This window comes from Actinokineospora spheciospongiae (assembly GCF_003182415.1).
GTDB lineage: Bacteria > Actinomycetota > Actinomycetes > Mycobacteriales > Pseudonocardiaceae > Actinokineospora > Actinokineospora spheciospongiae.
In genome coordinates, this window is the sequence record NZ_QHCP01000002.1 from 679584 (window position 1) to 693050 (window position 13467).

Consider the following 13467-nt stretch of genomic DNA (forward strand, 5'->3'; position numbering starts at 1 on the left):
GGGCTGCCGGACTACGCCAGGGCGGTGCGGCGGGCTCGGCCGAAGAGCCAGCAGACCAGGTAGATCAGGAACGAGATCGCCGTGACGAAGGCGCTCACCGGGGCGCCGGGGGCCAGCGACAGCACGATCCCGCCCACCGCCGACACCTCCGCGAACACCACCGCCAGCACCGTCGCCCGCAGCGGACTGGCCGTCACCCGGGCCGCCGCGGCAGCGGGGGTGACCATCAACGCCAACACCAGCAGCGACCCGACCGTGCGGACCCCCAGCGCCGTGGCGACGCCCACCAGCACGGCGAACACCACCGCCAGCAGCGTCGTCGGAACGCCCCGAGCGCGGGCCACGTCAGGATCGACGCTGGCGAACAGCAGCGGCCGGTAGACCACGGCCAGCACCGCCAGCACCACCACCGCGGCTCCGGTCAACAACGCCATGCTGGCGAAGTCCTGGCCGACGATCTGGCCGGTGAGCAGGCCGAACTTGTTGGCCGCGCGCCCCTTGTACAGCCACAGCATCAGCACGCCCAGGCCGAGTCCGAACGCCAGCACGACGCCGATGACCGAGTCGTACTCGGAGCTGCGGCGGGTCAGCAGGCCCAGGACCAGGGCGGCGACGATGGCGCCCGCCAGTGCGCCGTTGCCGACGTCCCAGCCCAGGAGCAGGGCCGCGGCGCCGCCGGTGAGGGCCAGTTCGGAGGTGCCGTGGACGGAGAAGGCCATGTTGCGGCTGACGATCAGCGGGCCGAGGACGCCCGCGAGCAGGCCGAGGACGGCGGCGACGAGCAGGGCGCTGAGCACGAAGTCGAGCGAGAGGAGCTGCCAGGTCAGCCGGAAGTCGAAGATGTTGTCCACCGTCAGTGCTCCGCCAGGTGGAAGTCCTCGCACACCGCGCCGTGCCCGCCGACGATGTGGACCTGGCCGCGGACGCGGAGGACGTCGACCTCGGTGCGGTAGAGCTCGGAGAGGGTTTCCGAGGTCATGACCTCGTCCGGGGGGCCGATGCGGAAGCGTCCGTCCACCAGGTACAGGACCCGGTCGACCAGGGGGAGGACCGGGTTGATCTCGTGGGTGACGAACAGGACGGCCGTGTCGGCGGTGCGGCGGCGGGTGTCGATCAGGTCGCTGACCGCGCGCTGGTGGGCCAGGTCGAGGGAGAGCAGCGGCTCGTCGCACAGCAGCACCGCCGGGTCGCCCACCAGGGCCTGGGCGACGCGGAGGCGCTGCTGCTCACCCCCGGAGAGCATCCCCACCGGGCGGTTGGCGAAGGCCTCCGCGCCGACCTCGGCCAGCGCGGTGTCGACGCGGCGGCGGCGTTCGCGGATGCCGGTGAGGCCAAGGCCCCAGCGGTGCCCGTCCCAGCCGAGGCCGACGAGGTCGCGGCCGCGCAGGGCCAGCGCCGGGTCGAGGGCGCGCTGCTGCGGGATGTAGCCGATCCGGCGGTTCGCCCGCCCCGGGGCCGCCCCGGCGACGGTCACCGTGCCCGAGCTGAGCGCGCGCAGGCCCAGCAGCACGCGCATCAGGCTGGTCTTGCCGGACCCGTTCGGGCCGAGCACGGCGATGAACTCGCCGGGGGCGACGTCGAGGTCCAGCCCGTCCCAGAGCACCCGGTCGCCGTAGGCGAGCCGGGCGCCGGACAGGGTGACCGCCGGGGTGGTGCTCATGATCCGGACACGGCTCCCGCGAGTGAGTCGACCTGCTTGGTCATCCACTCAAGGTATCCGGTGGCGTCGGCGGGGAGCGTCTCGGTCACCGCGACGACCGGGACGGCGACCGCGGCGGCCTTGTCCTTGAGCTGCTTGGTGACCGGGGTCTCGGTCTGTGCGTTGTAGACGACCGCGGCGACCTGCTTGCCGGTGACCAGGGCGTCGATGTCGGCGACCGCGGCGGCGGGCGGGTCGGTCTCCTCCTCGATGGCCTCGGCGAAGGCGGGCGGGGTGGCGTCGGCGAGCCCGGCGGCGGCGAACAGGTAGGCGGCGACCGGTTCGGTGGCGACGACCTTCGCGCCCGGCTTGGCCTGCCCGATGGCGGCGGCGGAGGTGGTGAGCTTGTCCAGGCCCTCGCCGAAGGTCTTGGCGTTGGCGGTGAAGCTGTCCTTCTTGTCCGGTGCGATCTCGCCGAGCTGGGTGGCGAGGGTGTCGGCGACCTTGCGGACGGTGCCGAAGTCGTACCAGACGTGCTCGTTGACCTCCTCGCCGTCGGCCGGGGCCGCGCCGAGCAGGTCGAAGGCGACGATCTTGCGGGCGTCGGCCGCACCCTGGGACAGGCCCGCGATGAAGTCGTCGTAGCCGCCGCCGTTGGAGATGACGACCTTCGCGTCGGTGAACTTGGTGGCGTCGGCGGGCTTGGCCTCGTACCCGTGCGGGTCCGCCGCCGGGTCGCTGAGGATCGCGTTCACGGTGACGCCGTCGCCGCCGACCGCCTGCGCGACGCTGGCCCAGACGTTGGTGGAGGCGACGACGACGACCTTGCCGTCGGCTGCCGCGCCGCTCGTGGGCGCCGCGGTGTCCTGTGAGCCACCACACGCCGTGACCGAGGCGAGGGTGACCGCCGTGAGGCCCACCGCGACGGCGAGTGGTCTGCGGGAACGGGGTGTCATGAGGCTTCTCCCAGGGCAGGCGCGATCCATGATCACGGTAATGGTAATCGTTGTCGGTTTTAGACTACGTCAGCCCGCGCAGCGCCACTCATCCGACCGGGTGACGCCAACCGCGCGACCGGGCGGTAACCGGGCTTCTACTAGTGGTTCTGAACCGTTACGGTCAGTCCATGGCGCGGTCAATGCACGTTCGACGCCCGGCGACCCTCGCGTCCCTCGCGGCGGAACTCGGAGTCTCCCGGACCACGGTTTCCAACGCCTACAACCGACCCGACCAGCTCTCACCGGAGCTGCGCAGGCGCGTCCTGGAAACCGCCCGGCGCCTCGGCTACCCCGGTCCGGACCCGGTGGCCCGGTCACTGCGGACCCGCAAGGCGGGCGCGGTGGGGCTGCTGCTGACCGAGAACCTGTCCTACGCCTTCCGCGACCCGGCCGCGCTCGGCTTCCTGGAGGGGCTGGCGCTGGCCTGCGAGGACGCGGGCCAGGGCCTGCACCTGGTGCCGGTCAACCCCGAGCGCGAGGACGTCGCCGCGGTGCACCGCGCGGGCGTCGACGGCTTCGTCGTCTACTCGGTGCCCGACGACGACCCGCACCTGGCCGCCGTGCTGTCGCGGCCGGTGCCGACCGTGGTCGCCGACCAGCCCATCGTCGACGGCGTGGACCGGGTCGGCATCGACGACCGGGGCGCCATCACCGCCCTGGCCCAGCGGCTGATCGCGCTGGGCCACCGCCGCGTCGGCGTGGTCTGCATGCGGCTGGCCCGCGACCGCAACGACGGCTTCGCCCCGGTCGAGCGCCAGCACGCCGCGCACTTCCACGTCCAGCGGGCCCGGCTCGCCGGGATCGCGGACGCCTTCACCACCGCGGGGGTGGAGTGGTCCCGGGTGCCGGTGGTCGAGCGCTTCGACCACAGCACCGCCAGCGGAGCCTCCGCCGCCGCCCAGCTCCTCGACTCCGACCCGCAGGTCACCGCCCTGGTCTGCACCTCCGACATCCTCGCCCTCGGCGCGCTCGCCGAGGCCAAGCGGCGCGGCCTGCGGGTGCCGCAGGACCTCACCATCACCGGTTTCGACGGCATCCCCGACGGGGAGCGCATCGGCCTGACCACGGTGCGCCAGCCGGTCCTGGAGAAGGGCAAGGCCGCGGGCAAGCTGCTGCTCGGCACCGTCGACCCGACCCGGCCGCGCGAGATCACCCTGGAGACCGAGCTGGTCACCGGCGCCACCGCCGCCCCGCCGCGCACCGCCGAGGAGCGCTGGTTCGGGCCCTGAGCGCGGCCCCCTCACGGGAGCAGCGCGAGCGGCGCCCCGGCGCCCACGACCGCCCCGAGCCGCGGCACCACCAGGTAGTTCCCCGGCGGGACCGCGGTCCGCGCCAGCGGGCAGCCGGGTGCTGAGGTGCGCCCCGCCCAGTTGACCTCGAACACCAGCCGCTCCCCCGGTTGCAGCACCTGCGGCTGCTGCCCGGACACGCGCGCGCAGTCGTTGTTCGACCACACCCGGGTGACGCCGTCCGCGCTGGTCACGACCAGTTCGCGCAGCGCGCGGCCGACGTCGCGGGTGCACGGGACCGCCCCGGCGTTGGTCACCACCAGCCGCAGCGCGGGCCGCTGACCCACCCGGTACGACGGCGCCTCCACCTCGGCGGTCACCGCCACCGCCGCGTCGGGGCACGGCAGGTTCGGGTCCGGCGGTGGCGGGGGCGGGGCGGGACTGGGCGGCGGCTCGGGCGCCGCGGTGGTGGACGAGGGCGGGGGTGTGAGCGCGGAGGTGGACGGCGGCGCGCTGGTCGGCTGGTCCTCCGCCCCGGCACCGCGCACCTCCCGGCCGTCGCCCCCGCCGTCGAGCAGTGCCGTGATGCTCCAGATGAGCACGACCACGCCGCCTGCCGCCAGCGCCACGGCGAGCGCACGACGTCGCAGGTAGGTGCCGCGCGGGAGCGGTCCTTTCGGGTCAATCACCTGCGGAACGGTAACGCCGCCGTGCGGCCGAGTGGAGTAAGACGCCACCCCCTATCGGGCGGTATCCGGAACGGACACATGCACCAGGAGTGATATTGGACAAGACCGCCTTGCCCCCCTGGTGAACAACCGGTTTCATGGACCGGACACAGAGGATTGACGGAAGGGCCGCCGTGACCGCGATCGACGACCTGCTCCAGCGCCATCTCGACGGGCCGGACCACGGGGCACCGGAAATCCCCACCCCGGTGCCCAACCTGCACGTGGCCGTGGTGACCTGCATGGACGCCCGGATCAAGGTGTTCGACGTGTTCGGCCTGCGCCACGGCGAGACGCACATCATGCGCAACGCGGGCGGCATCGTGACCGACGACGTCATCCGGTCGCTGTCGATCAGCCAGCGCAAGCTCCAGACCCGCGAGGTCGTGGTGATGCAGCACACCTCGTGCGGCCTGGCCACCTTCACCGACGACGAGTTCCGCGACGAGGTCGCCGCCGACACCGGCATGCGCCCGCCGTGGGCGGTGGAGTCGTTCCGCGACGTCGAGCAGTCCGTGCGGCTGTCGGTCGAGCGGGTGCGGCGCAGCCCGTTCATCCCGCACACCGACAACGTCCGCGGCTTCGTCTACGACGTGCGCACCGCGAAGATCACCGAGGTGCGGTAGTACCTACACTCGCCGGGTGGACGCCGCCGACCTCGCCGACCTGACCGACTGGTTCGACCGGACCGCCCGCGACCTCGCCTGGCGCAAGCCGGGCACCACCGGGTGGGGTGTGCTGGTCAGCGAGATCATGCTCCAGCAGACCCCGGTGGCCAGGGTGGAACCGATCTGGCTGGAGTGGATGGCGCGCTGGCCGCTGCCCTCGGCGCTGGCCGCGGCGAGCCAGGGCGAGGTGCTGCGGGCGTGGGGCAAGCTCGGCTACCCGAGGCGGGCGCTGCGCCTGCACGCCGCCGCGACCGCGATCGCCACCGACCACGGCGACGTGGTCCCGGCCGACGTCGACACCCTGCTCGGCCTGCCCGGCATCGGCGCGTACACCGCCCGCGCGGTGGCGGCGTTCGCCTACGGGCAGCGCTGCCCGGTGGTCGACACCAACGTCCGGCGGGTCGTGGCGCGGGCGGTGCACGGCGCGGGTGACGCCGGTCCGCCGTCGACCACCCGGGACCTGGCCGACGTGGCGAAGCTGCTGCCGCAGGACCCGGCGACCGCGGCGAAGGTGTCGGCGGCGCTGATGGAGCTGGGCGCGGTGGTGTGCGTGGCGCGCGGACCGCGGTGCGCGGACTGCCCGGTGTTCGACGGCTGCGCCTGGCAGCACAACGGCCGCCCGGCCTACGACGGCCCGGCGAAGGCGGTGCAGCGGTTCGCCGGGACCGACCGGCAGGTGCGCGGCCTGCTGCTGGACGTGCTGCGCGGCAGCGCCGAACCCGCCTCGAAGGCGCGGCTGGACCTGGTGTGGTCCGACGCGGGCCAGCGCGACCGGTGCCTGGACTCGCTGCTGGTCGACGGGCTGGTGGAGCAGACCGCGAACGGGGAGTTCGCGCTGCCCGGAGAGCACTGAAACCAGCCAACCAATTAGCCCGATGGTTGGAAAACCATTGCCCCACGGGTGATCCCCTGGCTACGGTCGGCGACACCAGTTCCCGGTCCGGGGCCGTCCGGCTCCTTCGTCGAGGGAGATCGAGATGGCTCTGACCAGGCGCGACTTACTGCGGACGAGCATCGCCGTCGGTGCGGCGGGGGCCGCACTTCCCGTGTTCACCGCCACCGCGAACGCCGCCGCCCCTGTGATCGCCTCCTGCCAGACCTGGGGAGCGCGGGAACCGCGGGCGGCCGTGGAGGTGCTGGACCGCAGGCCGACCTACATCGTGGTGCACCACACCGCGGGCCCCAACAGCGGCGACCTGTCGCTGGAGCACGCGTACGCGATCTCGCGGTCCATCCAGGACCACCACATGGACAACAACGGCTGGATCGACAGCGGCCAACAGCTCACCAACAGCCGTGGCGGGCACGTGACCGAGGGCCGCCACCGCAGCCTGGAAGCGCTGCGCGACGGGACCAGGCACCTGATGGGCGCCAACGTCGGCGACCACAACAGCGAGGTCATCGGCATCGAGAACGAGGGCCTCTACACCAGCGTGGACGTGCCCGCGCGGCTGTGGAACTCCCTGGTCAGCCTGGTCGCCTACATCGCGCGGCAGTACGACATCGCGCCGTCGGAGATCCGCGGGCACCGCGACTTCAACAGCACCGAGTGCCCCGGCGGCGTCCTCTACGGGCGGCTGCCGGAGCTGCGCACGGCCGTCGGCGGCGTCCTGGGCCGCGCGGTGGCGCACCCGCAGACCTGGCCGCTGCTCAAGCCGGGCGACACCGGCGACAGGGTCAAGGCCGCCCAGCACCTGCTGCGCGAACGGGGTTCCCGCGACCTGCCCGCCGACGGCGTGTTCGGCGCGGCCACCGCCGCCGCGGTGCGCCGCTTCGGCGACGCTGCGGGCCTGCGCTCCGACCCCTGCTACGCGAGCCGGGTGGCCGACGAGAGCGGCTTCCTCGGCGCGGGCGCCTGGCCCGCGCTCATCCGCCCGGTCGAGCTGTCCGAGGCCAGTGAGGCCGCCGCCGCGGCCCGCACCCTGGTCCGCGACCGGTCCCTGACCCGGGTCGAGTCCCGCGACTGGCACACCCTGCTGAACGGCTAGCGGCGCGTCCCGTGCCCGGCCCGGGAATCACGGGGCGGGGCGGGCACGGGACCTGGCACACTTCCGCCATGCCCCAGGGAGTGGTCGCCACCTTCGACCCCGACGCCGACCGGTCCGTCCGCGCCCTGTGGTCCCGCCTGGACGCCGCCGGGCTGCCCCCCGAGCGCCCCTTCCCGCCGCACCTGACCTTCGCGCTGGCCTCGGACATCCCGGCGAAGACCCGCGCCGCCCTGGCCGCGGAGCTGCGCCTGCTGGCCGTGCCGGACATCTGGCTCTCGGCCCTGTCCACGTTCAGCGCCAACGAGAACGCCCTGGTGCTCGCCGCGGTGACCGACGCGGAACTGCTGGCCGTCCACTCCGCACTGCACGACGTGCTGGCGGGCAAGGTGCGCAACCCCAGCGCCTACTACCTGCCCGGCAACTGGATGCCGCACTGCACCCTGTTGCAGGGCGTCCCCACCCCTGACATGACCACGGCGTTCAACGCGGTGTTCCCCACCGACACCATCCGCGCCAAGGTGGTGAAGGTGTCCATTTTGGACACCAACAACCCGGGCACCGAGGACGTCCTCTTCGCCCGCTGAACCCTCAGCGCCCCAACAGCTCCGACAGGAACGCCTCCACCGCGCCGCGGTAGAACTCCGGCGCGGACCCGTGCACCAGGTGGCCCGAGCCGGGGGCGACGACGTGGCGCCCACCGCCCGGCGCGCGCAGCGGGATCTGCTCCTGCTGGCCCGCGGGCATCACCGAGTGCTCCGCCTCGACCGCCAGCACCGGGCACGACACCGCGTCCACGTACGCCCAGAAGTCCCGCCGCCCCCACTCCTCGGCGATGCCGAACAGGTCCTCCAGGTCCGCGATCAGCCGGTAGCCGCCGTCGCGCTCCTCCACGCACTCGGCGAAGTAGTCCGCCGCGGGCCCGAAGAACTCCCGGACGTGCGCCAGCGACGGGAACGGCACCGGCCACTGCGCGAACAGCGCCCGCCAGTCGTCCGCGGTCCGCCCGACCAGGTCCACCCCCACGTCCTCGGTCACCACCCCCCGCACCAGCGACGGCGCGGACGCGGCGGCCCCCAGCGCGTGCAGCCCGCCCATCGAGTGGCCGATCAGGACGGCGGGCTCGCCCAACCCGGCCAGCACGTCGACCAGGTCGCCGACGAAGTCCTCGGTGGTCCACACGCCCCGGTGCGGGTTGCGCCCGTGGCTGCGGGCGTCGAAGCCGAGCACCCGACCGTAGCGGGACAACCACGCGGCGCACGGCCACCAGGTGGACGCCCGGCCCATCAGCGCGTGCAGCACCACGATCGGTCGACCCGTACCGCCGAACTCCACGATCTCCACCGCGCCGAGTGTGCCCGAAGCCACCGCGACCTCACCGGACAGCGTCCAGAATGGGCCCATGCCCAGGGTCCCCGCCGTCCGCCTCACCGCCACGCTGCTCGCCGCGGTGGCGTTCACCGGGTGCACCGCCACCCCCGACTCGACCGCACCGCCCGGCACCACACCGCCCGCGGTCGACGGGGCCGAAGGGGCGGAGGGGATCGGCGACCCGTACTACCCCGACGACGGCAACGGCGGTTACGACGTGACCGACTACGCCGTGGGGATCAGCTACGACCCGGCGGCGCGGCGCCTCGACGGCGACACGACCGTCACCGCCGAGGCGACCGCCGACCTGTCCCGGTTCAACCTGGACCTCACCGGCTTCGACGTCAGCCGGGTCGAGGTCGACGGCGTGCAGGCCCGGGCCGAGCGCGCGGGCGACCACGAACTGGTGATCACCCCGGCCACCCCGGTCGTCAAGGGCGCGGAGTTCAAGACCCGGGTCGTCTACTCCGGCGAGCCGCAGGCCGAACCGGACGGCGACCTGGGCACCAACGGCTGGCAGGTCTCCACCTCCGGCGGGGCGTACGCGGCGGGCGAGCCGCACTCCGCGTCGAGCTGGTACCCGGTCAACGACCACCCCCGCGACAAGGCGACGTTCAGCGTCCGGGCCCGCGTGCCCGACGGCTGGAGCGTGGTGTCCAACGGCCGCGAGGAGGCGCCGAAACCCGAGGGCGGGTGGACGACGTTCACCTGGGTGGAGCCGAACCCGATCGCGCCGTACGTGACGACCGTGGCCATCGACCGGTGGACCATCGTCCGGTCGACGCTGCCCGGCGGTGTCCCGCTGGTCGACGCGTACGCGCCGGGCACCGAGGGCAAGCGGGCCGACGAGGAGCGGGTGCCGGAGGTGCTGGCGTTCCTGGCCGACCGGTTCGGCCCGTACCCGCAGAGCGGCGCGGGCGGGATCTTCCTCAACGAGAACATCGGCTTCTCGCTGGAGACCCAGGGCAGGCCGATCTACGCCAAGTGGGCCGACCTGGACACGATCGTGCACGAGCAGGCCCACCAGTGGTATGGCGACAGCGTGTCCATCGAGAGCTGGGCCGACATCTGCCTCAACGAGTGCTTCGCCTCCTACGCGCAGTGGCTGTGGGACGAGTCGGCGAACCGGGTGGACCTCGACGACCGGTTCCGCGCCACGGTGTCCAAGACGTCGGGGAACACCCGCTACTGGAACCGCAAGCTCTACGACATGGGGCCGGGCAACGAGTTCACCGCCGTCTACGACAAGGGCCAGCTCGCCATGCACGCCCTGCGCCGCCAGATCGGCGAGGACGCGTTCAGCAGCCTGCTCAAGCGGTGGGCGAGCACCCACCGCGACGGCAACGCGAGCTGGCCGCAGTTCGAGGACATGGCCGTGGAGGTCTCCGGGCAGGCCGACCTGCGCCCGTTCCTCACCGCCTGGTTCCGCGACGCGGCGAAGCCGGAGGACCGGTACCTGTTCCCGGGCACTCTGCGGTGACCGAGATTTGAGCGGTGGCCGGAATTCGGGCGGCAACCGCGGTTTGGGAGGCTGGTCGCGTGCGGGTGGCGATGCTCGGCCCGGTGCGGGTCACCGGCGCGGGCGCGGTGGAGGTCGAGCTGGGCGGGGCCCGGCTGCGGATGCTGCTCGCCCGGCTGGCCCTCGACGCGGGCCGGGTGGTCACCTCGGCCGCGCTGATCGACTCGCTGTGGGGCGACGAACCGCCCGCTGACGCGGTGAACGCGCTGCAATCGCTGGTGTCGCGGCTGCGCCGGGCGCTGCGCGCCGGGGCCGACGGGCTGGTCGAGTCGTCGGCGTCCGGGTACCGGCTGGTGGTCGACCGCGACGACGTCGACGTGCACCGGTTCGAGCGGCTGGCGGCCGAGGGCAGGCTGGCGCTGCGCGAGGGCAGGCCCACCGAGGCCGCGGCGGCCCTGCGCGCCGCGCTGGAGCTGTGGCGCGGCCCGGCGTTGTCCGGGCTGGCCGACGCGCCGTTCGCCGGTGCCGCGATCACCAGGCTCACCGAGCTGCGGGTGGCCGCCCTGGAGGACCGGCTGGCCGCCGACGTCGACCTGGGCGGGCACGCCGACACCGTGGCCGAGCTGCACGGCCTGGTCGCCGAGCACCCGCTGCGCGAGCGGGCGGCCGGGCTGCTGGTGCGCGCGCTGTACCTGTCCGGCAGGCAGGCCGAGGCACTGGCCGCCCACGAGCGCATCCGCCGGGCACTGGCCGAGGAGCTGGGCGTCGAACCGTCCGCCGAGCTGCGCGACCTGCACCTGGCCGTGCTGCGCGGCGACCTCGCCCCGGCGGCCCCCGCCGCCGTTCCCACCCCGGCGCTGACCAGCTTCGTCGGCAGGCGGGTCGAGCTGGCCGAGGTGCGCGGGCTGCTCGCCTCGGCCCGGCTGGTGACCCTGGTCGGGCCGGGCGGGGCGGGCAAGACGCGGCTGTCGTGCGAGGCCGTCGCGGGTTCCGAGCGGCCGACGTGGCTGGTGGAGCTGGCCGCGGTGCGCGCCGCCGAGGACGTGCCCGGCGCGGTGCTGGCCGCGCTCGGCGCCCGCGAGACCCGGCTGCTGGACGCCCCGGGCGGCACGCCGCCGCGACCCGGCCGGGTGCTGGACCGGGTGGTGGAGATGCTGTCGGCGCAGCGGGGCGTGCTGGTGCTGGACAACTGCGAGCACCTGGTCGAGGCCGCAGCGGCCCTGGCGGACGCGGTGCTGGCCCGCTGCCCGAGGCTGACCGTGCTGGCCACCAGCCGCGAGCCGCTGGCGATCACCGGCGAGGTGGTGTTCGGCGTCGGACCGCTGGGGCTGCCCGCCGAGCGCGCCGAGGCCGCCGAGGTGCTCGCCGCCGAGGCGGTGCGGCTGTTCGCCGACCGGGCCGAGGCCGCCGCCCCCGGGTTCGCCGTCGCCGAGCACGCCCCCGCGGTCGCCGAGGTCTGCCGCCGCCTCGACGGGCTGCCGCTGGCCCTGGAGCTGGCCGCCGCCCGGCTGCGGTCGATGACCCTGGGCCAGGTCGCCGAACGGCTCGACGACCGGTTCCGGCTGCTCACCGGCGGCAGCCGCACCTCGCTGCCCCGGCACCGGACGCTGCGCGCGGTGGTCGAGTGGAGCTGGGACCTGCTGGAGGAACCGGAGCGGGTGCTGGCCGCGCGGCTGTCGGTGTTCCCGGCGCCCGCCGCGGCCGACTGGGTCCCCGCGGTCGCCGCCGACGACACCCTGCTCCCGGCCGAGGACGTCGTCTACGTGCTGGCCTCACTGGTGGAGAAGTCGCTGGTGCAGGTGGCCGAGGGCCGCGACGGGCAGGTGCGGTACCGGGTGCTGGAGACGGTCCGGGCGTACGCGGCCGAACGGCTCGCCGAGCACGGCGCCGCCGAGACCGCGCGGGTGCGCGCCGCGTTCAGCCGGTGCGCGCTGGCCTTCCTCGACGACGCCGAACCCCGGCTGCGCGGCCCGGACCAGGTGCGCTGGATGGCCAGGATCGCCGCCGACCAGGAGAACGTCCTGGCCGCCACCCGCTACGCCGCCGAGGCGGGCGACGCCGACCTGGCCACCCGGCTGGCACTGCGCGCGGGCTGGTTCTGGATGATCAGCGGCCACCACCGGGAGGCGGTGAACCTGATGCGGTCGGTCGTCGCGCTGCCCGGCCCGGCCCCCGCGCACGCCACCGCCACCCTGCGCGCCCTGACCGCCTTCGACGACGCGGCCGGGATGCCCGACCCGGCGGTGCTGGCCGAGCTGCGCACCGAACTCGCCGAAACCCGCGCCATGGACCACCACCCGTCGATGGCGATGGTGGAACCGATGCTCGCCGCGTTCGCCGGGGAGGTCGACGAGGCGTTCGCCGGGCTGGCGCGGGCGGCGGCGCACCCGGACCCGTGGGCGCGCGCCATGGCCGAGCTGGGCCGGGCCTTCCTGCTGGAGAACACAGGCGACCTGGCCGGGTCGGAGGCCGCGGCGGCCGGGGCGCTGGCCCGCTTCCGCGAGCTGGGCGACCGCTGGGGCCAGGCCATGGCGATCGGGCAGGTGGCCGAGCGCCGCTCGCTGCTCGGCGACCACGCGGGCTCGATCGAGGCCGTCGAAGAGGCCGTCCGCCTGGTCCGCGAGCTGGGCGCGGCCGACGAACTGCCCGGCATGCTCGCCCGGCTGGCCATCCAGCGCGGCCGCGCGGGCGACCTCGACGGCGCCGAGCGCGGCCTGCGCGCAGCCCTGCGGATGCTGCGCGAACGCGGCACCAACGACCTGGGCATCCTGGTCCAGAGCTGGCTGTCCACCGTCCTGCGGCAGCGCGGCGACCTGTCGGCGGCGGTGGCCGAGCACGAGGCGGTCACCGCGCGGGTGGCGACGCTGGAGAACCGGGCCCCGCACATGGCCAGGACGCTGACGACCGTCGGCGCCCAGCTCGCCGTCGCCACCGGCGACCTGCCGCTGGCACTGGCCCGGTTGCGCACCGCCGCGGTCGACCTGTCGGCCATCCCGGACATGCCGGTGGTCAGCGCCGTCGCGGAGACCGCCGCCATGGCGTGGCTGGCCGCGGGCGACCCGGCGGGCGCGGCCCACCTGCTCGGCCTGAGCACGGCCATCCGCGGCGCCCCCGACCTCGGCAACCCGGAACTGACGAGCCTGAGGGCCGCGATCGACGAGCGGATCGGCGCACGGGCAGGGGAAGCGGCCCACGCGGCAGCAGCGGCCCTCGACCGCGCCACCGCGCTCAAGTCCCTCCACAATGCAGTGTCCACAGCAGATTTTGGAGCACCTGCGGAGTGATGGGGAACATCGCACACCGGAGAAGCTGGTGCGCCATGTCGCATTGGATTCACCACTGAATCCGACCAGACCATGATCCGGCGGCCAACCGATGAACCGATGGCCC

The 13467-nt window shown here is 74.2% G+C and carries 12 protein-coding genes; 7 read left to right on the top strand and 5 right to left on the bottom strand.

All coding sequences use genetic code 11. From position 1 onward, the window contains the following. Positions 1-11: 11 nt before the first annotated feature. The 3 genes from DFQ13_RS06705 to DFQ13_RS06715 are packed head-to-tail and all read right to left on the bottom strand — an operon-like array spanning position 12 to position 2595. Positions 12-851: a metal ABC transporter permease gene (locus DFQ13_RS06705; protein ID WP_035281891.1), complete on the bottom strand. Its 840-nt coding sequence runs from the start codon at positions 849-851 to the stop codon at positions 12-14. Positions 852-853: 2 nt separating this feature from the next. Continuing rightward, a complete protein-coding gene (locus DFQ13_RS06710; protein ID WP_110079185.1) occupies positions 854-1660 on the bottom strand; it encodes a metal ABC transporter ATP-binding protein in 807 nt (268 codons plus the stop codon). Continuing rightward, on the bottom strand, positions 1657-2595 hold the full coding sequence (locus tag DFQ13_RS06715) for a metal ABC transporter solute-binding protein, Zn/Mn family (RefSeq protein ID WP_110079186.1): 939 nt from the start codon (positions 2593-2595) through the stop codon (positions 1657-1659). Before DFQ13_RS06715 ends, DFQ13_RS06710 begins: the two co-directional genes overlap by 4 nt. Positions 2596-2765: 170 nt before the next feature. Between DFQ13_RS06715 and DFQ13_RS06720 the strand changes: the two genes are divergently transcribed. After that, a complete protein-coding gene (locus DFQ13_RS06720; RefSeq protein ID WP_110079187.1) occupies positions 2766-3866 on the top strand; it encodes a LacI family DNA-binding transcriptional regulator in 1101 nt (366 codons plus the stop codon). Between the two features lie 11 nt (positions 3867-3877). On the opposite strand, the gene DFQ13_RS33630 is transcribed toward DFQ13_RS06720, so the two are convergent. Then, positions 3878-4555, bottom strand: coding sequence for a hypothetical protein (locus DFQ13_RS33630; RefSeq protein WP_181399866.1), 678 nt, complete (start codon positions 4553-4555; stop codon positions 3878-3880). 173 nt (positions 4556-4728) lie between these two features. Between DFQ13_RS33630 and DFQ13_RS06730 the strand changes: the two genes are divergently transcribed. The 4 genes from DFQ13_RS06730 (at position 4729) to DFQ13_RS06745 (ending at position 7834) form a co-directional block, all read left to right on the top strand. Beyond that, positions 4729-5220 carry a beta-class carbonic anhydrase gene (locus DFQ13_RS06730; protein WP_110079189.1) on the top strand — a complete coding sequence of 164 codons (492 nt, stop codon included), beginning with the start codon at positions 4729-4731 and terminating at the stop codon, positions 5218-5220. A 16-nt stretch (positions 5221-5236) separates the two neighbouring features. Continuing rightward, complete coding sequence (locus DFQ13_RS06735; RefSeq protein WP_181399867.1) at positions 5237-6115, top strand: HhH-GPD family protein; 879 nt, start codon at positions 5237-5239, stop codon at positions 6113-6115. A gap of 124 nt (positions 6116-6239) precedes the next feature. Then, positions 6240-7250, top strand: a complete 1011-nt coding sequence (locus DFQ13_RS06740; RefSeq protein WP_110079190.1) for a peptidoglycan recognition protein family protein — start codon at positions 6240-6242, stop codon at positions 7248-7250. 68 nt (positions 7251-7318) lie between these two features. Further along, positions 7319-7834 (top strand): 2'-5' RNA ligase family protein, encoded by a 516-nt coding sequence (locus DFQ13_RS06745; protein WP_110079191.1) that lies wholly within the window; start codon positions 7319-7321, stop codon positions 7832-7834. Between the two features lie 4 nt (positions 7835-7838). On the opposite strand, the gene DFQ13_RS06750 is transcribed toward DFQ13_RS06745, so the two are convergent. After that, positions 7839-8651, bottom strand: coding sequence for an alpha/beta fold hydrolase (locus tag DFQ13_RS06750; protein WP_110079192.1), 813 nt, complete (start codon positions 8649-8651; stop codon positions 7839-7841). On the opposite strand from DFQ13_RS06750, the gene DFQ13_RS06755 reads away from it, so the two are divergent. Together DFQ13_RS06755 and DFQ13_RS06760 are read left to right on the top strand one after the other, a co-directional pair. Next, positions 8650-10098, top strand: coding sequence for a M1 family metallopeptidase (locus tag DFQ13_RS06755; protein ID WP_110079193.1), 1449 nt, complete (start codon positions 8650-8652; stop codon positions 10096-10098). The genes DFQ13_RS06750 and DFQ13_RS06755 overlap by 2 nt on opposite strands. Before the next feature lie 59 nt (positions 10099-10157). Next, on the top strand, positions 10158-13361 hold the full coding sequence (locus DFQ13_RS06760; RefSeq protein WP_110079194.1) for a BTAD domain-containing putative transcriptional regulator: 3204 nt from the start codon (positions 10158-10160) through the stop codon (positions 13359-13361). Positions 13362-13467: the final 106 nt, after the last annotated feature.